Origin of the sequence: Lentzea kentuckyensis (assembly GCF_002150765.1) — a bacterium.
In the GTDB taxonomy this organism is placed as follows: domain Bacteria; phylum Actinomycetota; class Actinomycetes; order Mycobacteriales; family Pseudonocardiaceae; genus Lentzea; species Lentzea kentuckyensis.
The window spans coordinates 1-16,267 of sequence record NZ_MUYM01000101.1 but is presented as its reverse complement, the minus strand read 5'-3'; the positions used below and the strand labels follow the sequence as shown (position 1 = coordinate 16,267).

Annotated in this window: 18 protein-coding genes; 12 read left to right on the top strand and 6 right to left on the bottom strand. The window is 69.2% G+C overall.

All coding sequences use genetic code 11. The features are described 5' to 3' along the window. Positions 1–64: 64 nt before the first annotated feature. The gene (locus tag B0F77_RS37685) at positions 65–916 is read right to left on the bottom strand and encodes an SDR family oxidoreductase (protein WP_086667833.1); all 852 of its coding nucleotides are present in this window, start codon (positions 914–916) and stop codon (positions 65–67) included. Continuing rightward, positions 913–1,674, bottom strand: coding sequence for an SDR family oxidoreductase (locus tag B0F77_RS37680; protein WP_211294228.1), 762 nt, complete (start codon positions 1,672–1,674; stop codon positions 913–915). Before B0F77_RS37680 ends, B0F77_RS37685 begins: the two co-directional genes overlap by 4 nt. A 63-nt stretch (positions 1,675–1,737) precedes the next feature. On the opposite strand from B0F77_RS37680, the gene B0F77_RS37675 reads away from it, so the two are divergent. The 4 genes from B0F77_RS37675 to B0F77_RS37660 are packed head-to-tail and all read left to right on the top strand — an operon-like array spanning position 1,738 to position 5,033. Next, complete coding sequence (locus B0F77_RS37675; RefSeq protein ID WP_086667831.1) at positions 1,738–2,505, top strand: enoyl-CoA hydratase family protein; 768 nt, start codon at positions 1,738–1,740, stop codon at positions 2,503–2,505. Then, a complete protein-coding gene (locus B0F77_RS37670) occupies positions 2,480–3,277 on the top strand; it encodes a CoA transferase subunit A (RefSeq protein ID WP_086667830.1) in 798 nt (265 codons plus the stop codon). The genes B0F77_RS37675 and B0F77_RS37670 overlap by 26 nt, the downstream gene beginning before the upstream one ends. Further along, positions 3,274–3,987: a CoA-transferase subunit beta gene (locus tag B0F77_RS37665; protein ID WP_086667829.1), complete on the top strand. Its 714-nt coding sequence runs from the start codon at positions 3,274–3,276 to the stop codon at positions 3,985–3,987. Before B0F77_RS37670 ends, B0F77_RS37665 begins: the two co-directional genes overlap by 4 nt. Further along, positions 3,984–5,033, top strand: a complete 1,050-nt coding sequence (locus B0F77_RS37660) for an NAD(P)H-dependent flavin oxidoreductase (RefSeq protein WP_086667828.1) — start codon at positions 3,984–3,986, stop codon at positions 5,031–5,033. The genes B0F77_RS37665 and B0F77_RS37660 overlap by 4 nt, the downstream gene beginning before the upstream one ends. Here B0F77_RS37660 and B0F77_RS37655 read toward each other — a convergent pair. Genes B0F77_RS37655 through B0F77_RS37640 form a run of 4 tightly spaced genes read right to left on the bottom strand, consistent with a single transcriptional unit; the run spans position 5,017 to position 8,615 of the window. Continuing rightward, positions 5,017–6,162: an acetyl-CoA C-acetyltransferase gene (locus tag B0F77_RS37655; protein ID WP_086667827.1), complete on the bottom strand. Its 1,146-nt coding sequence runs from the start codon at positions 6,160–6,162 to the stop codon at positions 5,017–5,019. The two genes, B0F77_RS37660 and B0F77_RS37655, sit on opposite strands and share 17 nt — an antisense overlap. Before the next feature lie 13 nt (positions 6,163–6,175). Continuing rightward, positions 6,176–6,787, bottom strand: a complete 612-nt coding sequence (locus B0F77_RS37650; RefSeq protein ID WP_086667826.1) for a TetR/AcrR family transcriptional regulator — start codon at positions 6,785–6,787, stop codon at positions 6,176–6,178. Positions 6,788–6,801: 14 nt separating this feature from the next. Beyond that, positions 6,802–7,545 (bottom strand): SDR family oxidoreductase, encoded by a 744-nt coding sequence (locus B0F77_RS37645; RefSeq protein ID WP_086667825.1) that lies wholly within the window; start codon positions 7,543–7,545, stop codon positions 6,802–6,804. Next, the gene (locus tag B0F77_RS37640; RefSeq protein ID WP_086667824.1) at positions 7,542–8,615 is read right to left on the bottom strand and encodes an acyl-CoA dehydrogenase family protein; all 1,074 of its coding nucleotides are present in this window, start codon (positions 8,613–8,615) and stop codon (positions 7,542–7,544) included. Before B0F77_RS37640 ends, B0F77_RS37645 begins: the two co-directional genes overlap by 4 nt. 54 nt (positions 8,616–8,669) lie before the next feature. Between B0F77_RS37640 and B0F77_RS37635 the strand changes: the two genes are divergently transcribed. The 8 genes from B0F77_RS37635 (at position 8,670) to B0F77_RS37600 (ending at position 16,144) form a co-directional block, all read left to right on the top strand. Beyond that, positions 8,670–10,145 (top strand): FadD3 family acyl-CoA ligase, encoded by a 1,476-nt coding sequence (locus B0F77_RS37635; RefSeq protein ID WP_086667823.1) that lies wholly within the window; start codon positions 8,670–8,672, stop codon positions 10,143–10,145. Next, positions 10,142–10,972, top strand: coding sequence for an enoyl-CoA hydratase (locus B0F77_RS37630; protein WP_086667822.1), 831 nt, complete (start codon positions 10,142–10,144; stop codon positions 10,970–10,972). The genes B0F77_RS37635 and B0F77_RS37630 overlap by 4 nt, the downstream gene beginning before the upstream one ends. Beyond that, positions 10,972–12,063: an acyl-CoA dehydrogenase family protein gene (locus B0F77_RS37625; protein ID WP_086667821.1), complete on the top strand. Its 1,092-nt coding sequence runs from the start codon at positions 10,972–10,974 to the stop codon at positions 12,061–12,063. The genes B0F77_RS37630 and B0F77_RS37625 overlap by 1 nt, the downstream gene beginning before the upstream one ends. After that, complete coding sequence (locus tag B0F77_RS37620) at positions 12,060–12,863, top strand: acyl-CoA dehydrogenase family protein (RefSeq protein WP_086667820.1); 804 nt, start codon at positions 12,060–12,062, stop codon at positions 12,861–12,863. Before B0F77_RS37625 ends, B0F77_RS37620 begins: the two co-directional genes overlap by 4 nt. Continuing rightward, positions 12,860–13,861 (top strand): acyl-CoA dehydrogenase family protein, encoded by a 1,002-nt coding sequence (locus B0F77_RS37615; protein ID WP_086667819.1) that lies wholly within the window; start codon positions 12,860–12,862, stop codon positions 13,859–13,861. The genes B0F77_RS37620 and B0F77_RS37615 overlap by 4 nt, the downstream gene beginning before the upstream one ends. 214 nt (positions 13,862–14,075) lie before the next feature. Beyond that, entirely contained in the window at positions 14,076–14,633 is a 558-nt protein-coding gene (locus B0F77_RS37610) for an EndoU domain-containing protein (protein WP_158102929.1), read from the top strand. After that, on the top strand, positions 14,633–15,235 hold the full coding sequence (locus tag B0F77_RS37605; protein WP_245849158.1) for a hypothetical protein: 603 nt from the start codon (positions 14,633–14,635) through the stop codon (positions 15,233–15,235). The genes B0F77_RS37610 and B0F77_RS37605 overlap by 1 nt, the downstream gene beginning before the upstream one ends. 84 nt (positions 15,236–15,319) lie before the next feature. Continuing rightward, positions 15,320–16,144 (top strand): SCO6745 family protein, encoded by an 825-nt coding sequence (locus tag B0F77_RS37600; RefSeq protein ID WP_086667868.1) that lies wholly within the window; start codon positions 15,320–15,322, stop codon positions 16,142–16,144. Positions 16,145–16,267: the final 123 nt, after the last annotated feature.

Below are 16,267 nucleotides of genomic sequence, written 5' to 3'. Positions count from 1 at the left end.
GACGCCATCGGGGCCGGACGCACGTCCGGCGGGCGAGTAACGGACACAACTTCCGGCAGCCTGCTCAGGCGCCGTACACCGGCGTCGGGTGATCGCCGGCGACCAGCTTGCGCACGACGTCGCCCAGCTCGTCCGGTGACCACCGCGCGCCCTTGTCGATCTCCGGCCCGCGCTGCCAGCCGTGCACGACGCAAACGCGTCCGCCGTCGACCTCGAACATCCGCCCGGTCACGTCGCCGGCCTCCTCGCTGCCGAGCCACACGACCAGCGGTGAGATGTTCTCGGGGGCCATCGCGTCGAACCCTTCCTCCGGCGCCGCCATCATGTCCGCGAACGTCGCCTCGGTCATTCTCGTGCGGGCCGCCGGGGCGATGGCGTTGACCGTGATCCCGTAGCGGGCCAGTTCGGCGGCGGCGACCAGTGTCATCGACGCGATGCCCGCCTTGGCCGCCGAGTAGTTCGCCTGTCCGACGCTGCCGAAGAGTCCCGCGCCGGACGACGTGTTGATCACCCGGCCGCTCACCGCACCGCCGGCCTTGTGCACGGCACGCCAGTGCGCGGCGGCGTGGTGCAGCGTCGCGAAGTGGCCCTTCAGGTGAACGCGGACGACCTCGTCCCACTCGTCCTCGCTGCAGCCGACGATCATGCGGTCGCGCACGATGCCGGCGTTGTTCACGAGCACGTCCAGTCCGCCGAACTCGGACACCGCGGTCTCGACGACCCGTTGCGCGCCTGCCCAGGTACCGACGTCGTCGGTGTTGACGACGGCTCGCGGTCCGATCCGCTCGGCCACCTCGCCGGCGACTTCCGCGGACAGGTCGTTCACCACGACCCGTGCCCCGGTGGCACCGAACGCCAGCGCGTGGGCACGACCGATGCCCCGCCCGGCCCCTGTCACGATCACGACCCGGTTCATGAAGAACCTCCATCGGCTGCGGTCAGGAACGCGGGCGCTTCTCCCCCGCCATGAACGACCAAAGTCGCGCCACTCACGTAGGACGCCAACGGTGAAGCCAGGAACACCGCGCATGCGCCGACCTCGTCCGGTGACGCGAGACGCCCCAACGGCACGGTCCGCGCCACGGCCTCGATGCCCGCCTCTGAGCCGTAGTGCAGGTGCGACTGCTCCGTACGCACCATGCCCACTGCCAACGCGTTGACCCGCACTTTCGGAGCCCATTCGACGGCCAAGGACGCGGTCAGGTTGTCCAGTCCGGCCTTCGCGGCGCCGTAGGCGGCGGTTCCAGGCGACGGACGGCGGCCGGACACACTGCTCACGTTCACGATCGACCCGCCCGCCGGCTGGCTCTGCATCACCGCGTTCGCCGCCTGTGACACCAGCAGCGGCGCCAGCAGGTTCAGCTCCACGATCTTCTGGTGGAAGCGCGGTGAGGCCTTGTCCGCCAACGCGAACGGCGCACCGCCGGCGTTGTTCACCACCACGTCCAACCGGCCGTGTTCAGCCACGATCCCGCTCACCAGCTGGGAAACCTGGTCCGCATCCCGGACATCGCACGGCACGAACGACGCACCCGCGACCTCGCCGGGCCGCCGAGCACAGGTCACGACGACAGCCCCGGCGCCGAGGAACGCGCGGGTGATCCCGAGACCGACGCCCCGCACCCCGCCCGTCACGAGGACGACTGCTCCGTCGAGGTCCAGTTCCACATGCACCTACCCCGGTCGCTCCGGCACTGCTAAATTACCAAGCAATCGCTTGGTTCGGAAGGCGGCGCGATGGGAATCTCCAGCAGCCACACCGAAAACGGCATCATCGAAGTCACCATCGACTATCCCCCGGTCAACGCCGTCCCCTCGCGCGGCTGGTTCGAGCTGGCCGAGACGATCACCCGCGCGGGCGAGGACCGGGACGCGCGGGTCGTGATCCTGCGGGCCGAGAACCGCGGGTTCTGCGCGGGCGTCGACATCAAGGAGATGCAGCGCACGCCGGGTCACGAGGCGCTCATCGCCGCGAACCGCGGGTGCGCCAAGGCTTTCGCGGCCGTGTACGACTGCGAGGTGCCGGTGATCGCCGCGGTGAACGGCTTCTGCCTCGGCGGCGGCGTCGGGCTGGTCGGCAACGCGGACATCATCGTCGCGTCCGACGACGCGACGTTCGGCCTGCCCGAGGTCGATCGAGGAGCGCTGGGCGCGGCGACGCATCTGGCCCGGCTCGTGCCGCAGCACCTGATGCGGACGCTCTACTACACGGCCCGGCACGTCAGCGCGCAAACCCTGCACCACCACGGCAGCGTGGTCGAGGTGGTGCCGCGCGCGCTGCTCGACGACGCCGCCCGCGAGATCGCCATGGAGATCGCGAAGAAGGACACCACGGTGATCCGCGCGGCCAAAGAAGCCATCAACGGCATCGACCCGCAACGAGTGCACACCAGTTACCGCTTCGAGCAGGGCTTCACCTTCGAGCTGAACCTCACCGGTGTGTCGGACCACGCCCGGCAGGCCTTCCTGGACGGAAACCATGCGCGACAAGCGAACGACAGCTGACGAGGTCGTCGGCGGGATCAAGGACGGCATGACCGTCGGCATCGGCGGCTGGGGCTCCCGGCGCAAACCGATGGCGCTGGTCAAGGCGATCCTCCGGTCAGAGCTGAGAGACCTGACGATCGTCACCTACGGCGGGCCGGACGCCGGCCTGCTGTGTGCGGCGGGCAAGGTGCGCAAGCTGGTCTACGGGTTCGTCTCGCTCGACACCATCCCGTACGACCCGTGGTTCAAGCGGGCCAGGGAGACCGGTGCGATCGAGGTCCTCGAACTCGACGAGGGCATGTTCCAGACCGGGCTCCGGGCCGCCGGCCACCGGTTGCCGTTCCTGCCGATCAGGGCAGGTCTCGGCTCGGACGTCCTCAAGTACGCGCCGCAGCTCAGGACCGTGCGTTCGCCCTATGACGACGGCGAGGAGCTGGTCGCCATGCCCGCGCTGAAACTCGATGTGGCGTTGGTGCACCTCAACCGCGCGGACAAGCACGGCAACGCCCAGTACCTCGGGCCCGACCCGTACTTCGACGACCTGTTCTGCCTGGCCGCGGACCGGCGTTACGTCTCGTGCGAAAAGATCGTCGAGTCGTTCGACGGACCTCCGCAGACCTTGCTGCTCAACCGGATGATGGTCGACGGCGTCGTGGAAGCACCGGGTGGCGCGGGGTTCACGAGCTGTGTCCCGGACTACCCGCGCGACGAGAAGCTCCAGCGCGAGTACGCCGAGGCGGCCGGTGACCTGGAGAAATGGCCGGACTTCTACGAGAGGTTCCTGGGATGAGCGACATCACGAGAGCCGAGGTCTGCGTCACCGCCTGCGCCGACCTGTTCCTCGGAGCCGGTGAGACGCTCGCCAGCCCGATGGGGCTCATCCCGTCCCTCGGCGCGAAACTCGCCCGCCTCACCACCGAACCCGACCTGCTGCTGAGCGACGGCGAGGCCTTCCTGCTCACGCCGGAGTCCACTGTGGAGGGCTGGCTGCCGTACCGCAAGGTGTTCGACGTCGTCGCGCACGGCCGGCGGCACGTCGTGATGGGCGCGAACCAGGTCGACAGGTTCGGCAACCAGAACATCTCCGCGATCGGCGACCACGCCCGGCCCACCCGGCAGCTGCTCGGGTTCCGCGGCGCGCCCGGCAACACCATCAACCACCGCACCAGCTACTGGGTGCCGCGGCACAGCCCGCGCGTGCTGGTCGAGGCCGTCGACGTGATCTCCGGCGTCGGCTACGACCACGCCGTCGGGCCGTTCCACGACATCCACCGCGTCGTCACGAACCTCGCCGTGCTCGGCTTCGACACGCCGGACCACTCGATGCGGATCCTCTCGGTGCATCCGGGTGTCTCGGTCGACGAGGTGCAGAAGCAGACGTCGTTCCCGCTGGTCGCCGACGACGTCACCGAAACCCGGCTGCCGACCGACGAGGAACTCGAGCTGCTCCGCACGAAACTCGACCCGGACAGCAAGCGGGACAAGGAAGTCCCGTCGTGAGGACCGCGCTGACCGACCTGGTCGGCGTCCGGCATCCGGTGGTGCAGACCGGCATGGGCTGGGTCGCCGGGCCACGCCTGGTGTCGGCGACCGCCGAGGCGGGCGGGCTCGGCATCCTCGCGTCGGCCACCATGACCTACGCCGAACTCGAAGCCGCCATCAAGGAGACCCGTTCCCGCACGTCACAACCGTTCGGCGTGAACCTGCGCGCGGACGCCCAGGACGCACCGGAGCGCGTCGACCTGCTGATCCGCGAACAGGTGAAGGTCGCTTCCTTCGCGCTGGCCCCGAAACCCGACATGATCGCCAAGCTGAACGACGCCGGGGTCGTCGTCATCCCGTCGATCGGCGCGGCGCGGCACGCGGAGAAGGTCGCGAAGTGGGGCGCCCACGCGGTGATCGTGCAGGGCGGCGAGGGCGGCGGTCACACCGGCGGCGTGGCGACGACCCTGCTGCTGCCGAGCGTGCTCGACGCCGTGGACATCCCGGTGATCGCCGCGGGTGGCTTCTTCGACGGCCGAGGTCTCGCCGCCGCGCTCGCGTACGGCGCGGCCGGAATCGCGATGGGGACGAGGTTCCTGCTCACCCAGGAGAGCACGGTCCCGGACGCGGTCAAACAGGCTTACCTGCAACGGGATCTCAACGGCACGGTCGTCACCACCCGCGTCGACGGCCTGCCGCACCGGGTGTTGCGCACCGACCTCGTCGATCACCTGGAGAAGTCGGGCAGCCTCAGCAGCCTGACGAGGGCGGTCACCAACGCGGCCAGGTTCCGGCAGCACACCGGACTGTCCTGGCGCGCGATGATCAAGGAGGGCCTGGCCATGCGGCACGGCAAGGACCTCACCTGGTCCCAGGTGATCATGGCCGCGAACACGCCGATGCTGCTGCGCGCCGGCCTGGTCGAGGGCAGGACCGACGCGGGCGTGCTCGCGTCCGGTCAGGTCGCCGGCCTGCTCGGCGACCTGCCCACGTGCGCGGAGTTGATCAACACCATCATCGAGGACGCCGAAAAGGCCATCGACCGGCTCAAAGACGTTCGATGATCGTCACGTTCGCCTGACCGCCGCCCTCGCACATCGTCTGCAGCCCGTACCGGCCACCGGACCGTTCCAGCTCGTGCAGCAACGTCGTGAACAGCTTCGTCCCGGTCGCCCCGATCGGATGTCCCAGCGCCAGCGCTCCCCCGTTGACGTTCACCCTGCCCAGGTCGATCTTGAGCTCCTTGGCCCAGGCCAGCGCCACGGACGCGAACGCCTCGTTGATCTCGAACAGGTCGATGTCCGAAATGGACATTCCAGCGCGGTCCAACGCGTACCGGGTGGCCCGGATCGGCGCGGTCAGCATGTAGATCGGGTCCGAACCGCGCGCGGACATGTGGTGCACCCGAGCCCGCGGCGTCAGCTTGTGCTCGCGCACCGCCCGTTCCGACACGACCAGCACCGCCGACGCGCCGTCGGAGATCTGCGACGACAACGCGGCGGTCGTCCGCCCACCCGGCCGCAACGGTTGCAGCGCCGCCATCTTCTCCGCCGAGGTGTCCGGACGCGGGCACTCGTCGGCCGCGACCCCGTTGACCGGCGCGATCTCACGATCGAACCGGCCCTCCTTGATCGCGGTGATCGCCCGCAGATGGCTCTGCAGCGCGAACTCCTCCATCTCCCGCCGTGAGAGGTCCCACCGCACGGCGATCAGGTCGGCCGCCCGGAACTGGTTGACCTCCTCGTCGCCGTAGCGGTGCTGCCAGCCCTCGCACCCCTCGAACGGGCTCCCTGTTCCTGGCATGGCCGTCATCGCCGACCCGATCGGCACCTGCGACATGTTCTGCACGCCGCCCGCGACCACGACGTCGGCCGTGCCGCTCATGACCGCCTGTGCCGCGAAGTGCAGCGCCTGCTGGCTCGACCCGCACTGCCGGTCGACCGTCACGCCCGGCACCTGCTCCGGGAAACCCGCGGCCAGCCAGGACGTGCGCGCGATGTCACCCGCCTGCGGTCCGACCGTGTCCACGCACCCGAAGATCACGTCGTCCACGTCCGTCGGATCGACGTCCACGCGGTTGAGCAACGCCGTGATCACGTGCGCGCCGAGATCGGCGGGATGCACGCGGCTGAGCTCGCCACCGCGCCTGCCCACCGGAGTCCGCACAGCCTCGATGATGTACGCCTCGGCCACGAGGGGCCCTCCTCTACTTCTTCGGCCGTGCTGGTTTCCTTTTCGGCTGCCGTCCCGTGGCAATGCCATCGAGCAAGATCGCGAGGTACTGATCGGCGACCGCCTCCGCTGACAGCCCGCCGTCCGGCCGGTACCACCGCACGGCCACCCACACCGTGTCGCGGATGAACCGATAAGCGAGATCCACGTCGAGATCGGCGCGGAACACACCCGCGCCCATGCCGTCCTCCAGCAGCACCGTCCACAGCTTGCGGAACTCCACACTGCGGTCCTCCAGGTAGGAGAACCGCTCCAGCGGCATGAGGTGCTTGGACTCGTTCTGGTAGATCGCGACCGCGGCGTGCCGGGTGTCGATCGCCTCGAACGACGCCACGACCAGCGCTTTCAACGTCTGCTTGGGCTCCAGGCCCGCGTCGACGATCTCCTGGTAGCGGGTGAACAGCTCGTCCAGGAACGTCCGCAGGATCTCGTCCACCATCGACTCCTTCGAGTCGAAGTGGTGGTAGAGGCTGCCGGACAGGATGCCCGCCGCGTCCGCGATGTCCCTGACCGTGGTCTGTCCGTAGCCACGTTCGGCGAACATCCGCGCGGCGAGCTCCAGCAGCTCGGCCCTTCTCCCGCTCATCGGTCCCGCTTTCCTCAAGGGTGCTGACTGCTCACCGAGACGACCTCACCCGTCAGGTACGACGAGTAGTCGCTGGCGAGGAACACGATCACATTCGCGACCTCCCAGGGCTCGGCGGCGCGCCCGAAAGCCTCTCGGGACGCCAGCTCGGTCAGCAACTCCTCACTGGTGACCTTGGCGAGGAACGGGTGCGCCGCCAAGCTCGGAGCGACCGCGTTCACCCGGATGCCGTGCTCGGCGACGTCCATCGCGGCGCATCTGGTGAGCGCCATGACTCCGGCTTTCGCTGCCGCGTAATGGGCTTGACCCTTCTGGGCACGCCAGCCGATCACACTGGAGTTGTTAACGACGACACCGCTTCGTTGGACGACCATTTGGCGTAGTGCGGCCCTGGTGCAGCGGAAGGTGCCGTTCAGCGTCACGTCGAGGACCCGTGACCACTCGTCGTCGGTCATGTCCAGCACCGACTTCTCCCCGCCGAGGCCGGCGTTGTTGACCATCACGTCGATCCGGCCGTGCCGCTCGACCGTCTCGTCGATGAGCGCCTGCACCTGCTGCTCGTTGGTGACGTCGCACGGGATCGCGTGGTCGGTGCCGAGCGCCTCGTGGGTTTCCTTCAGGCGGCGCTCGTGCCAGTCGCTGATGATCACCGTCGCGCCCTCTTCGAGGCAGCGTTTCGCGGTGGCCGAGCCGATGCCGGTGCCCGCGGCCGCCGTCACGACGACGATCTTGCCTTTGAGCAGGTCGTGGCCGTTCATCGCGGCAGCCCCAGGATGCGGTGGGCGATGATCTCGCGCTGGATCTCGTCCGAGCCGCCGTAGATCGTCTCCGCGCGGCTGAACAGGAACATCCGCTGCCACTCCGCGCCGTCGATCATCGACTCGGGGCCGAGCGCGTCCATCGCGAGCTCGCCGAGCCGGCGGTGCCAGCCTCCCCAGAACAGCTTCAGCACGGACGCCTCCGGTCCCGGCTCGTCGTTCAAGGTTCTCACCGTGTGCGAGCGCATGACGTGCAGCTCCATCCACGCCCTGGTGAGCCGTTCGTCGTCCGGCGCCTTCGCCATGATCGCGTCGAGCTGGCGGCGGAAGCTCACCTGGTGGCCGAGCATCGCGGTGCCGCGCTCGAACCCGAGCGTGGCCATCGCGATCTTCCAGCCTTCGCCGGGCTGCCCGACGACGTTCTCCGCGGCCGTGACCGCGCCGTCGAAGAAGACCTCGTTGAACTCGGACGTGCCGGTGAGCTGGCGGATCGGCCGCACCTCGACGCCGGGCTGGTCCATCGGCACGAGCAGGTACGAGAGTCCCTGGTGCCTTTCCGACCCCGGTTCGGTCCGGCACAGGACGAAGATCCAGTCCGAGTAGTGCGCGTTCGACGTCCAGATCTTCTGGCCGTTGATCACCCACCGGTCGCCGTCGAGGTGTGCCTTCGTCTGGACGTTCGCGAGGTCGGAGCCCGCGTTCGGTTCGGAGTAGCCCTGGCACCACAGCTCGTCGAGGCTGCGGATCCTGGGCAGGAACCGTTCCTTCTGCTCTGGTGTGCCGAACGCGATGAGCGTCGGGCCGAGCAGGCCCTCGCCGACGATGTCGACCTTCGCGGGCGCGTCGGCCTCCGCGTACTCCTCGTGGAAGATCACCTGCTCGGCGACGCTGCGCTCGCCGGGCCAGCCGAGGCACGTCCAGCCGTGAGCCGCCAGGTGCCGGTGCCACCGCAGCCGCTCCTCGAGCGCCTCGTGCTCGCGGCCCGGTCCACCCAGGCCGCGCAGCTCAGCGAACTCACCGACGAGGTTGGCGGACAACCATTCCCGCACCTCGCGCCGGAAGGACTCCATGCGCCATACTCTAACCTACCAAGCACTTGCTTTGGAGGCCTTCTGGAGGTCGCTGTGGCCAACGATCCAAGCAGGCAAACGGTTTCAGCCGTGCTCGACCGGGCTGCTGCTTCGTACATCGACGCGGAAGCGTTGGTGGACGGGGAGGTTCGCCTCACCTACACCGAGTTGCGCGCGGCTGTGCGCACAGCCGCGCGGGCGCTCGTGGGGATGGGCGTGCGGCCGGGCGATCGGGTCGCTTTGTGCGCACCCAACTCCTGTCACTGGGTGATCGCCGCGCTCGGGGCGTTGCACGCGGGCGCTGCTTTGGTGCCGATCAACACCCGGTTCACCGCCGCGGAGACGCTGGACATCTTGCAGCGCAGTGCGGCCCGCGTCTTGATCGTGGAAGGCGAGTTCCTCGGGCGTGACCGGCTCGCGGAACTGGAGGCGTTGTCGCCGGAGCTGCCCGAGGTCGTGCGACTGCCCGTCGACTGGGTCGCGGCCGCCGTGGAACTGCCGGAGCTCGTGCCGGACCAGCTCTGCGACGTGATGTTCACGTCGGGCACGACCGGGCGCAGCAAGGGAGCGATGAGCGCGCACCGGCAGTCGCTCGGGGTGGCGCAGGCGTGGGCCGCGTGCGGTGAACTGACCTCGGCTGACCGGTATCTGATCGTCAACCCCTTCTTCCACACCTTCGGTTACAAGGCGGGGATCCTGGCCTGCCTGCTGACCGGCGCGACGATCGTGCCGCAACCGGTGTTCGACGTCGTGGAGACCATGCGGCTGATCGAACGGGAACGGATCACCGTGCTGCCCGGCCCACCGACGATCTTCCAGACGTTGCTCGACCATCCCGACCGCGGCTCGTTCGACCTGTCCAGCCTGCGGCTCGCGGTGACCGGCGCGGCGGTGGTGCCGGTGGCGATGATCGAACGGATGCAGTCCGAGCTGTCGCTGACCGTGCTCACCGCGTACGGGCTGACCGAGGCCGTCGTCGCGACCATGTGCCGCCCCGGCGACTCGCCGGAGACCGTCGCGCACACGTGCGGGCGTCCGATGGCGGAGTTCGAGCTCCGGCTGGGCGAGCAGGACGAGGTGTTGTTGCGCGGGCCCAACGTGATGCTCGGGTACCTCGACGATCCGGAGGCGACCGCCGCGGCGATCGACGCCGACGGCTGGCTGCACACCGGCGACGTCGGGCGGGTGGACGAACGCGGTTACCTCTCGATCACCGACCGGCTCAAGGACATGTACATCTGCGGCGGCTTCAACGTCTACCCCGCCGAGATCGAACAGGCGCTCGCCCGGCTGCCGGGCATCGCGGAGTCCGCCGTCGTCGGGGTCGCCGACGCACGGCTCGGCGAGGTCGGCGTCGCGCACGTCGTGACGCTGCCCGGTTTCGAGCTGACCGAGGACCAGATCATCGAGTTCTGCCGGGGACGGCTCGCGAACTACAAGGTGCCGCGCTCGGTCGAGTTCCACCCCGTGCTCCCCCGCAACGCCGGCGGCAAGGTCCTCAAACACCAACTGCGCAAGGAGAACGCGTGACAGTCTCGTATGAGCGGCGGGACGCGGTCGCCGTCGTGACCATGAACCGCCCCGAGTACCGCAACGCGCAGAACTCGGCGATGACCTACGCGTTGGACGAGGCCTTCACGCGCGCGGTCGACGACGACGAGGTCAAGGTGATCGTGCTGGCCGGTGCCGGGGACCACTTCTCCGCCGGCCACGACATCGGCTCACCCGGCCGGGACGTCGACGTCTCCTTCGAACGCAAGGCCGTGATGTGGTGGGACCACGTCGATCGCGAGGGCGGCGACCTCCGGTTCGCCCGCGAGATGGAGGTCTACCTCGGGATGTGCCGGCGGTGGCGGGAGATCCCGAAGCCGACGATCGCGATGGTGCAGGGCGCGTGCGTCGCGGGTGGCCTGATGCTGGCCTGGGTGTGCGACCTGATCGTGGCCGCCGAGGACGCGTTCTTCGCCGATCCCGTGGTGCGCATGGGGATTCCGGGCGTCGAGTACTTCGCGCACCCGTGGGTGCTCGGCCCGCGCGCCGCGAAGGAGGTGCTGTTCACCGGCGACCGGTTCTCCGCCCAGCGCGCCTACGAGTGGGGCATGGTGTCGCGGGTCGTTCCGCGTGCGGAGTTGGAGGAGTCGACTTTCCAGCTGGCTGGGCGGATCTCGGCGATGCCGCGGTTCGGGCTCGCGCTGGCCAAGAAGGCGGTCAACCAGTCCGAGGACCTGATGGGCCTGCGCGCCGGGATGGACTCGGTGTTCGGGCTGCACCACTTCGCGCACGCGCACAACGCCGAGGTCAGCACGGACGCGTTGGGCGGCATGGACGCCCGTTCGATGAAGAAGGCCTCCAGCTGATGGATCTCTCCCTGGACGCGGAGACGCTGGAGTTCCAGGCCGAGGTGCGGTCGTGGCTGGCCACACACGTGCGGCCGCTGTCCTCAATGGACACCGCGCCGGGCTTCGAGGAACACCGCGGGTGGGAACGCCTGCTGGCTTCCGTCCAGCTGTCGGTGGTCTCGTGGCCTCGGGAGTTCGGTGGCAGGGAGGCGTCGTTGCTGCAGTGGCTGGTGTTCGAGGAGGAGTACCACGCGGCGGGCGCGCCGGGCCGGGTCTCGCAGAACGGCATCTTCCTGCTGGCACCAACGTTGTTCGCGCACGGCACCGACGAACAGCGCGCACGGATCCTGCCCGCGATGGCACGCGGCGACGAGGTGTGGGCGCAGGCGTGGTCCGAGCCCGAAGCCGGGTCCGACCTGGCGTCGTTGCGCAGCACGGCGGTGCGGACCGACGGCGGCTGGCTGTTGCGGGGTCAGAAGACGTGGAGCTCGCGGGCGGCGTTCGCGGACCGCGCGTTCGGGCTGTTCCGCACCGGTCCGGGCGAACGTCACCGCGGCCTGACCTACCTGCTGTTCGACCTGCGAGCGTCCGGCGTCACCGTCCGCCCGATCGACCAGCTCGACGGTGAGCCCGGTTTCGCCGAGATCTTCCTGGACGACGTGTTCGTGCCCGACCAGGACGTCGTGGGCGAGGTCGGTGACGGTTGGCGGGTCGCGATGAGCACCGCCGGCAACGAGCGCGGGCTGACGTTGCGCAGTCCTGGCCGGTTCGTGGCCGCCGCCGGCCGGTTGGTCGAGCTGTACCGGAAGAACCCGGATCCGGCGTTGCGCGATCGGGTCGTGGACGCGTGGATCGGCGCGCAGGCCTACCGGCTGCACACGTTCGGAGCGCTGGCGAACCCGCCGTCCGGACCGGCCGCGAGCGTCACCAAGGTGTTCTGGTCCGAGCTGGACGTGTCGATCCACGAGACGGCGCTCGACCTGCTCGGGGAAGCCGCTCCCGGCTGGCAGGACGGGTTTCTGTTCTCGCTCTCGGGCCCGATCTACGCGGGGACCAACGAGATCCAGCGCAACGTGATCGCCGAACGGATCCTGGGGCTGCCGCGATGATGTTCACGCTGTCCGCCGAACAGACCGACCTCGCCGGGGTCCTGCACGGGTTTCTCGGGGCGGGGAAACGGGACCTGGCCGCGCTCGGGGTGGACGAGGTGACCGACCCGGTCGACCTCGTGGTGGTGTTCGAGGAGCTGGGGCATCACGCGGTTGCCGGGCCCCTGATCGAGTCGCTGGCAGTGCTACCGGCTTTGGGCGTTGGTCCTGGTTCTGTCGCGTTCCCGCCTGTCGTGCCGCACGCCGTCGAGGCCGACCGCTACTTCCTGATCGACGGCGACACCGTCCGCGAAGCCTCCCCCACCACCGAACTCACCTCCATCGACCCCACCCGCCGTCTCGTCGAACTCACCGCCGGCCCGGTGATCGCCACCGGCGTCCCGGCCGCGCACGCCTTCGACCTCGGCGTCCTCACCTGCTCCGCCCAGCTCCTCGGCTTGGGCCGCGCCATGCTGGAGATGACCACGGCCCACGCCCTGGCGCGCACCCAGTTCGGCAAGCCCATCGGCTCGTTCCAGGCCGTGAAGCACCATCTCGCGAACGTCCTGATCGGCCTCGAACTGGCCCGCCCGCTGGTGTTCGGCGCCGCCGTGACCATGACGACCCGCGACGTCTCGGCCGCCAAGGTCGCCGCCTCGGACGCCGCCTGGCAGGCTGCCCGCACCGCTCTGCAGGTGCACGGCGCGATCGGCTACACCGCCGAGCACGAGTTGAGCCGGTTCCTGCTGCAGACCCGTGCCCTGCGCACCGCGTGGGGCAGCCCGTCGATGCACCGAGCGCGCGTGCTGGAGGCGTTGTGACACCGGAACAAGAGGCCCTCCGCGACGCCGTCCGCAGTCTGCTCGCCAAGCACTCGGACATCCGCTCGGCCATCGAGACCCCGCACGGTTACGACAAGGCGTTGTGGGCCAGGCTGTGCGACATCGGTGTGCTGCCGATCCCCGAGCAGTACGGCGGATCCGGCGCGGGCGTACAGGAAACCGCTGTCGCGCTGGAAGAACTCGGCCGCACCCTCACACCCGGTCCGCTGCTCTCGTCGGCCATTGCCGCCCAGGCACTTCTTGCCGTCCCCGACAGCGGCCGGTTGCTGCGACGGATCGCGGACGGCGCCATCGCCACTCTCGCCTGGGACGCCACCGAGATCGCGGTGACCGAGGCCTTCGACTACCCCGAGGTCAACGCTTACAGCGACTACCTCACCGGTACCGCCAGGTACGTCCTCGACGGCGACCTGGCGGACGTTCTGCTGGTCACCGACGGCAAGGATCTCTACGAGGTCGGCCGAGCGGGAGTCAGCCGCGAGCACACCCCGACGATGGACCCGACCCGTCGCCTGGCCACGATCACCCTCGACAACGCCCCGGCACTCCGCCTCGGCCGCTGGTCCCCGCAGGTCCGCGATATCGCGCTGGCCTTCCTGAGCGCGGAACAGGTCGGCACCGCCGCGCGGGCGCTCGAACTCACCGTCGAGTACACCAAAACGCGGGTCCAGTTCGGCAAACCCATCGGCTCGTTCCAGGCACTCAAGCACCGCATGGCCGACATGCACGTCCTGGTGGAAACGGCCAGGTCGGCGTCAAGAGCCGCGACCGACGAGGTGTCCGCGGCGGTGGCGAAGGTCTACTGCTCCGAGGCGTTGTTCAAGGTCGCCAGCGAGATGGTGCAGCTGCACGGCGGGATCGCGATCACCTGGGAACACGACGCGCACCTCTACTTCAAGCGGGCGCACGGAAGCGGCCAGTTGTTCGGCAGCCCGCGCGTCCACCTGGCCCGACTCTCCCATTACACCCACGACTGATCATTTCCGTGCCCAGTAGGTTGTCACGGCTCAGTTGTGCTCCCGGTTGTGGATGAAGGGACCCTTCATCCACCTCAGGTCGATGAAGGGTCCCTTCATCCACGGGGCAAGCGCCAGAACTAAGCCGCGACGCGGCACTAGACTCCGGCCGTGGACGAACGCATCCTGGGCGAACAAGCCGGGCAACAAGCCCACCCCATCGGCCAAGAAACCGTTGCCGGCCAAACCGACCACGCCGCCCAAAGCCGACGACATCCACCACAGCGACAAGTCCGAAGAGCACATCATCCACGGCAACGGCGGCAAACAGGGCGGCCACCTCGCGGGTACCGGGTTCTCGAACAAGACGGAGTTCCCGAAGTCCTGGGACGAGGCCAAGATCCTCGACGCCGCGCACCAGGTCACCCAGTCGGGACAGCCGGTGGCGGGCCCCATGCCCACCAAGGACGCCAACGGCGACCCGGCGTGGGCCTACAACTACGAGGGCACGGTCGACGGTGTGCTCGTCCGGACCACGGTGCTGTCCAACGGCGAGATCCGCACGTCGTTCCCGCCCGACGCGACGAACCCCGGCGTGATCCTGAACCCGCCCGCTCCCACCCCGGCTCCGCAGGGCATTCCGCAGGGCAACCCGCCGCGCTACAGCAACCCCGCCGCCGGTGGTGACGGCAGCTGGACCTGGGAGGGTCCGAAGGGCGACCGTGTCGTCAGGATCGTCCAGGACGATCAGGGTAACGTCACCAAAACCGATCTCGGCCCGTACAAGAAGTAATGATCACCATGGACGTGAAGACCTACGCGACGGTCACCGACGTGTGCGCGCGGCTCGCCGGCCGGTTGGCCGACGACACCCTGCGTTCGGTGCGCGAGGACTACTTCGGTGGCGAGCCCGCGCAGGCCGAGGCGACGCTGCTGCTCTCCATGGCGTACGAGAACATCGGCATCACGGCCGAGGAACGCGACCTCATCGCGTCCACTTTGGACGATCCGAACAGCGACGACCTCGCCGCGGTCCCGAGCATCGACGACGTGCCACCGGTCCCCTACCGCTTCAGCGCGCAGGCGCCCGCGTCGGCGCCGGACCCGAGCAAGGCGGACGTCGTGCTGTCCGCCGACGCGGCACGCCACGGCGGCCGCCGGTTGCGCCGGGCCTGGCGGGAGCCGCTGGACGGCGCGCCGGACGTCGCGAAGTGGGTGTACGTGTTGCAGGCGCACGAGAACGCGAACCTGCTGGGCGCGTTCGCCGGGCTCTCCGGGCGGTTGTGGGTGGTGCTGCAGGAGAAGTGGCCGCTGGAGGTCGTGGTCGAGGGCAGGCTGCTGCCGCCGTACCAGGCCGCCGCGGTGACCGTGGCGCCCCAGGTCTGGAGCCTCTAACGCTGGCCATGAACGGCGCTTTTGTGGACCTGGGGTCCACGAAAGCGCCGTTCATGGCCAGCGCCGGCGGGCATGATGTGGACCATGACCCACATCGCCCGCCGGATGTTCGAGCTCCTGGAACCGATCTGCCTGGTCACCTTCTTCGCCGACGAGTGCAACGACGAGCTGGCGGCGCTCGGCCACCCGAACTACTGGGACGGCTACTTCGCGAGCCGAGCCGCGTCGCTCGGACGAGTGCCGGCGGAGGTGGTGCACGCCGCGTTCTACAACTTCGCCGACGGAGAGGCCGCGCGGCACATCCCGAGCGCGTGGGAGAAGATCACGCCGGAAGCGTCCCTCGCCGCACGCGAACGGGGTAGCGCGGCCTCTGTGCGGCGGATCGTCGGCGAGGAAGTGGCCGACTCCCCCGGTCTGGTGCGCGCCGCCGACCTCACCGCCAAAGCCGCGACGAGCGCCCCCACAGCGGGCCGGATCATGTACTCCGGACTGCGCAGCCTTCCGGTCCCGGGCGATCCGGTCGCGCGGCTGTGGCACTCGGCGAACATGCTGCGCGAACACCGCGGTGACGGGCACATCGCCGCCCTCGTCAGCGCGGGCATCGGCGGCACCGAGGCGCACGTGTTCTCCGCGATCGCGATGGGCATCCACCCGCCGGAGTCGTTCGGGCGCATCCACCACCTGCCGAAGAAGCGGCTGGCCGAGGTCATGGACGGCTTGCGCGAGAGCGGACTCGTCATCGACGGCCGGTTCACCGAAGCCGGACGCGAGCTCCAGCAACGCATCGAAGCCCTCACCGACGAGCTCGCCGCCCCGCCGTACGAAACCCTGTCGCCCGCCGAGCTCGACGAGCTGGTCACCGTGCTCGAACCCATCAGCGCGAAGCTGGTGGCCGCCGGATCGAAGTGACTAGTAGTGCTTTGTCGGGTCCGGAGGGACGGACTTCCGCGACAGCGGGCACAGGCGACCCCGGTGGTCGCGCTCTCACGATGCTGCATCTGTAAGTTGGTTGCAGTTACGAGCCGATGTAAT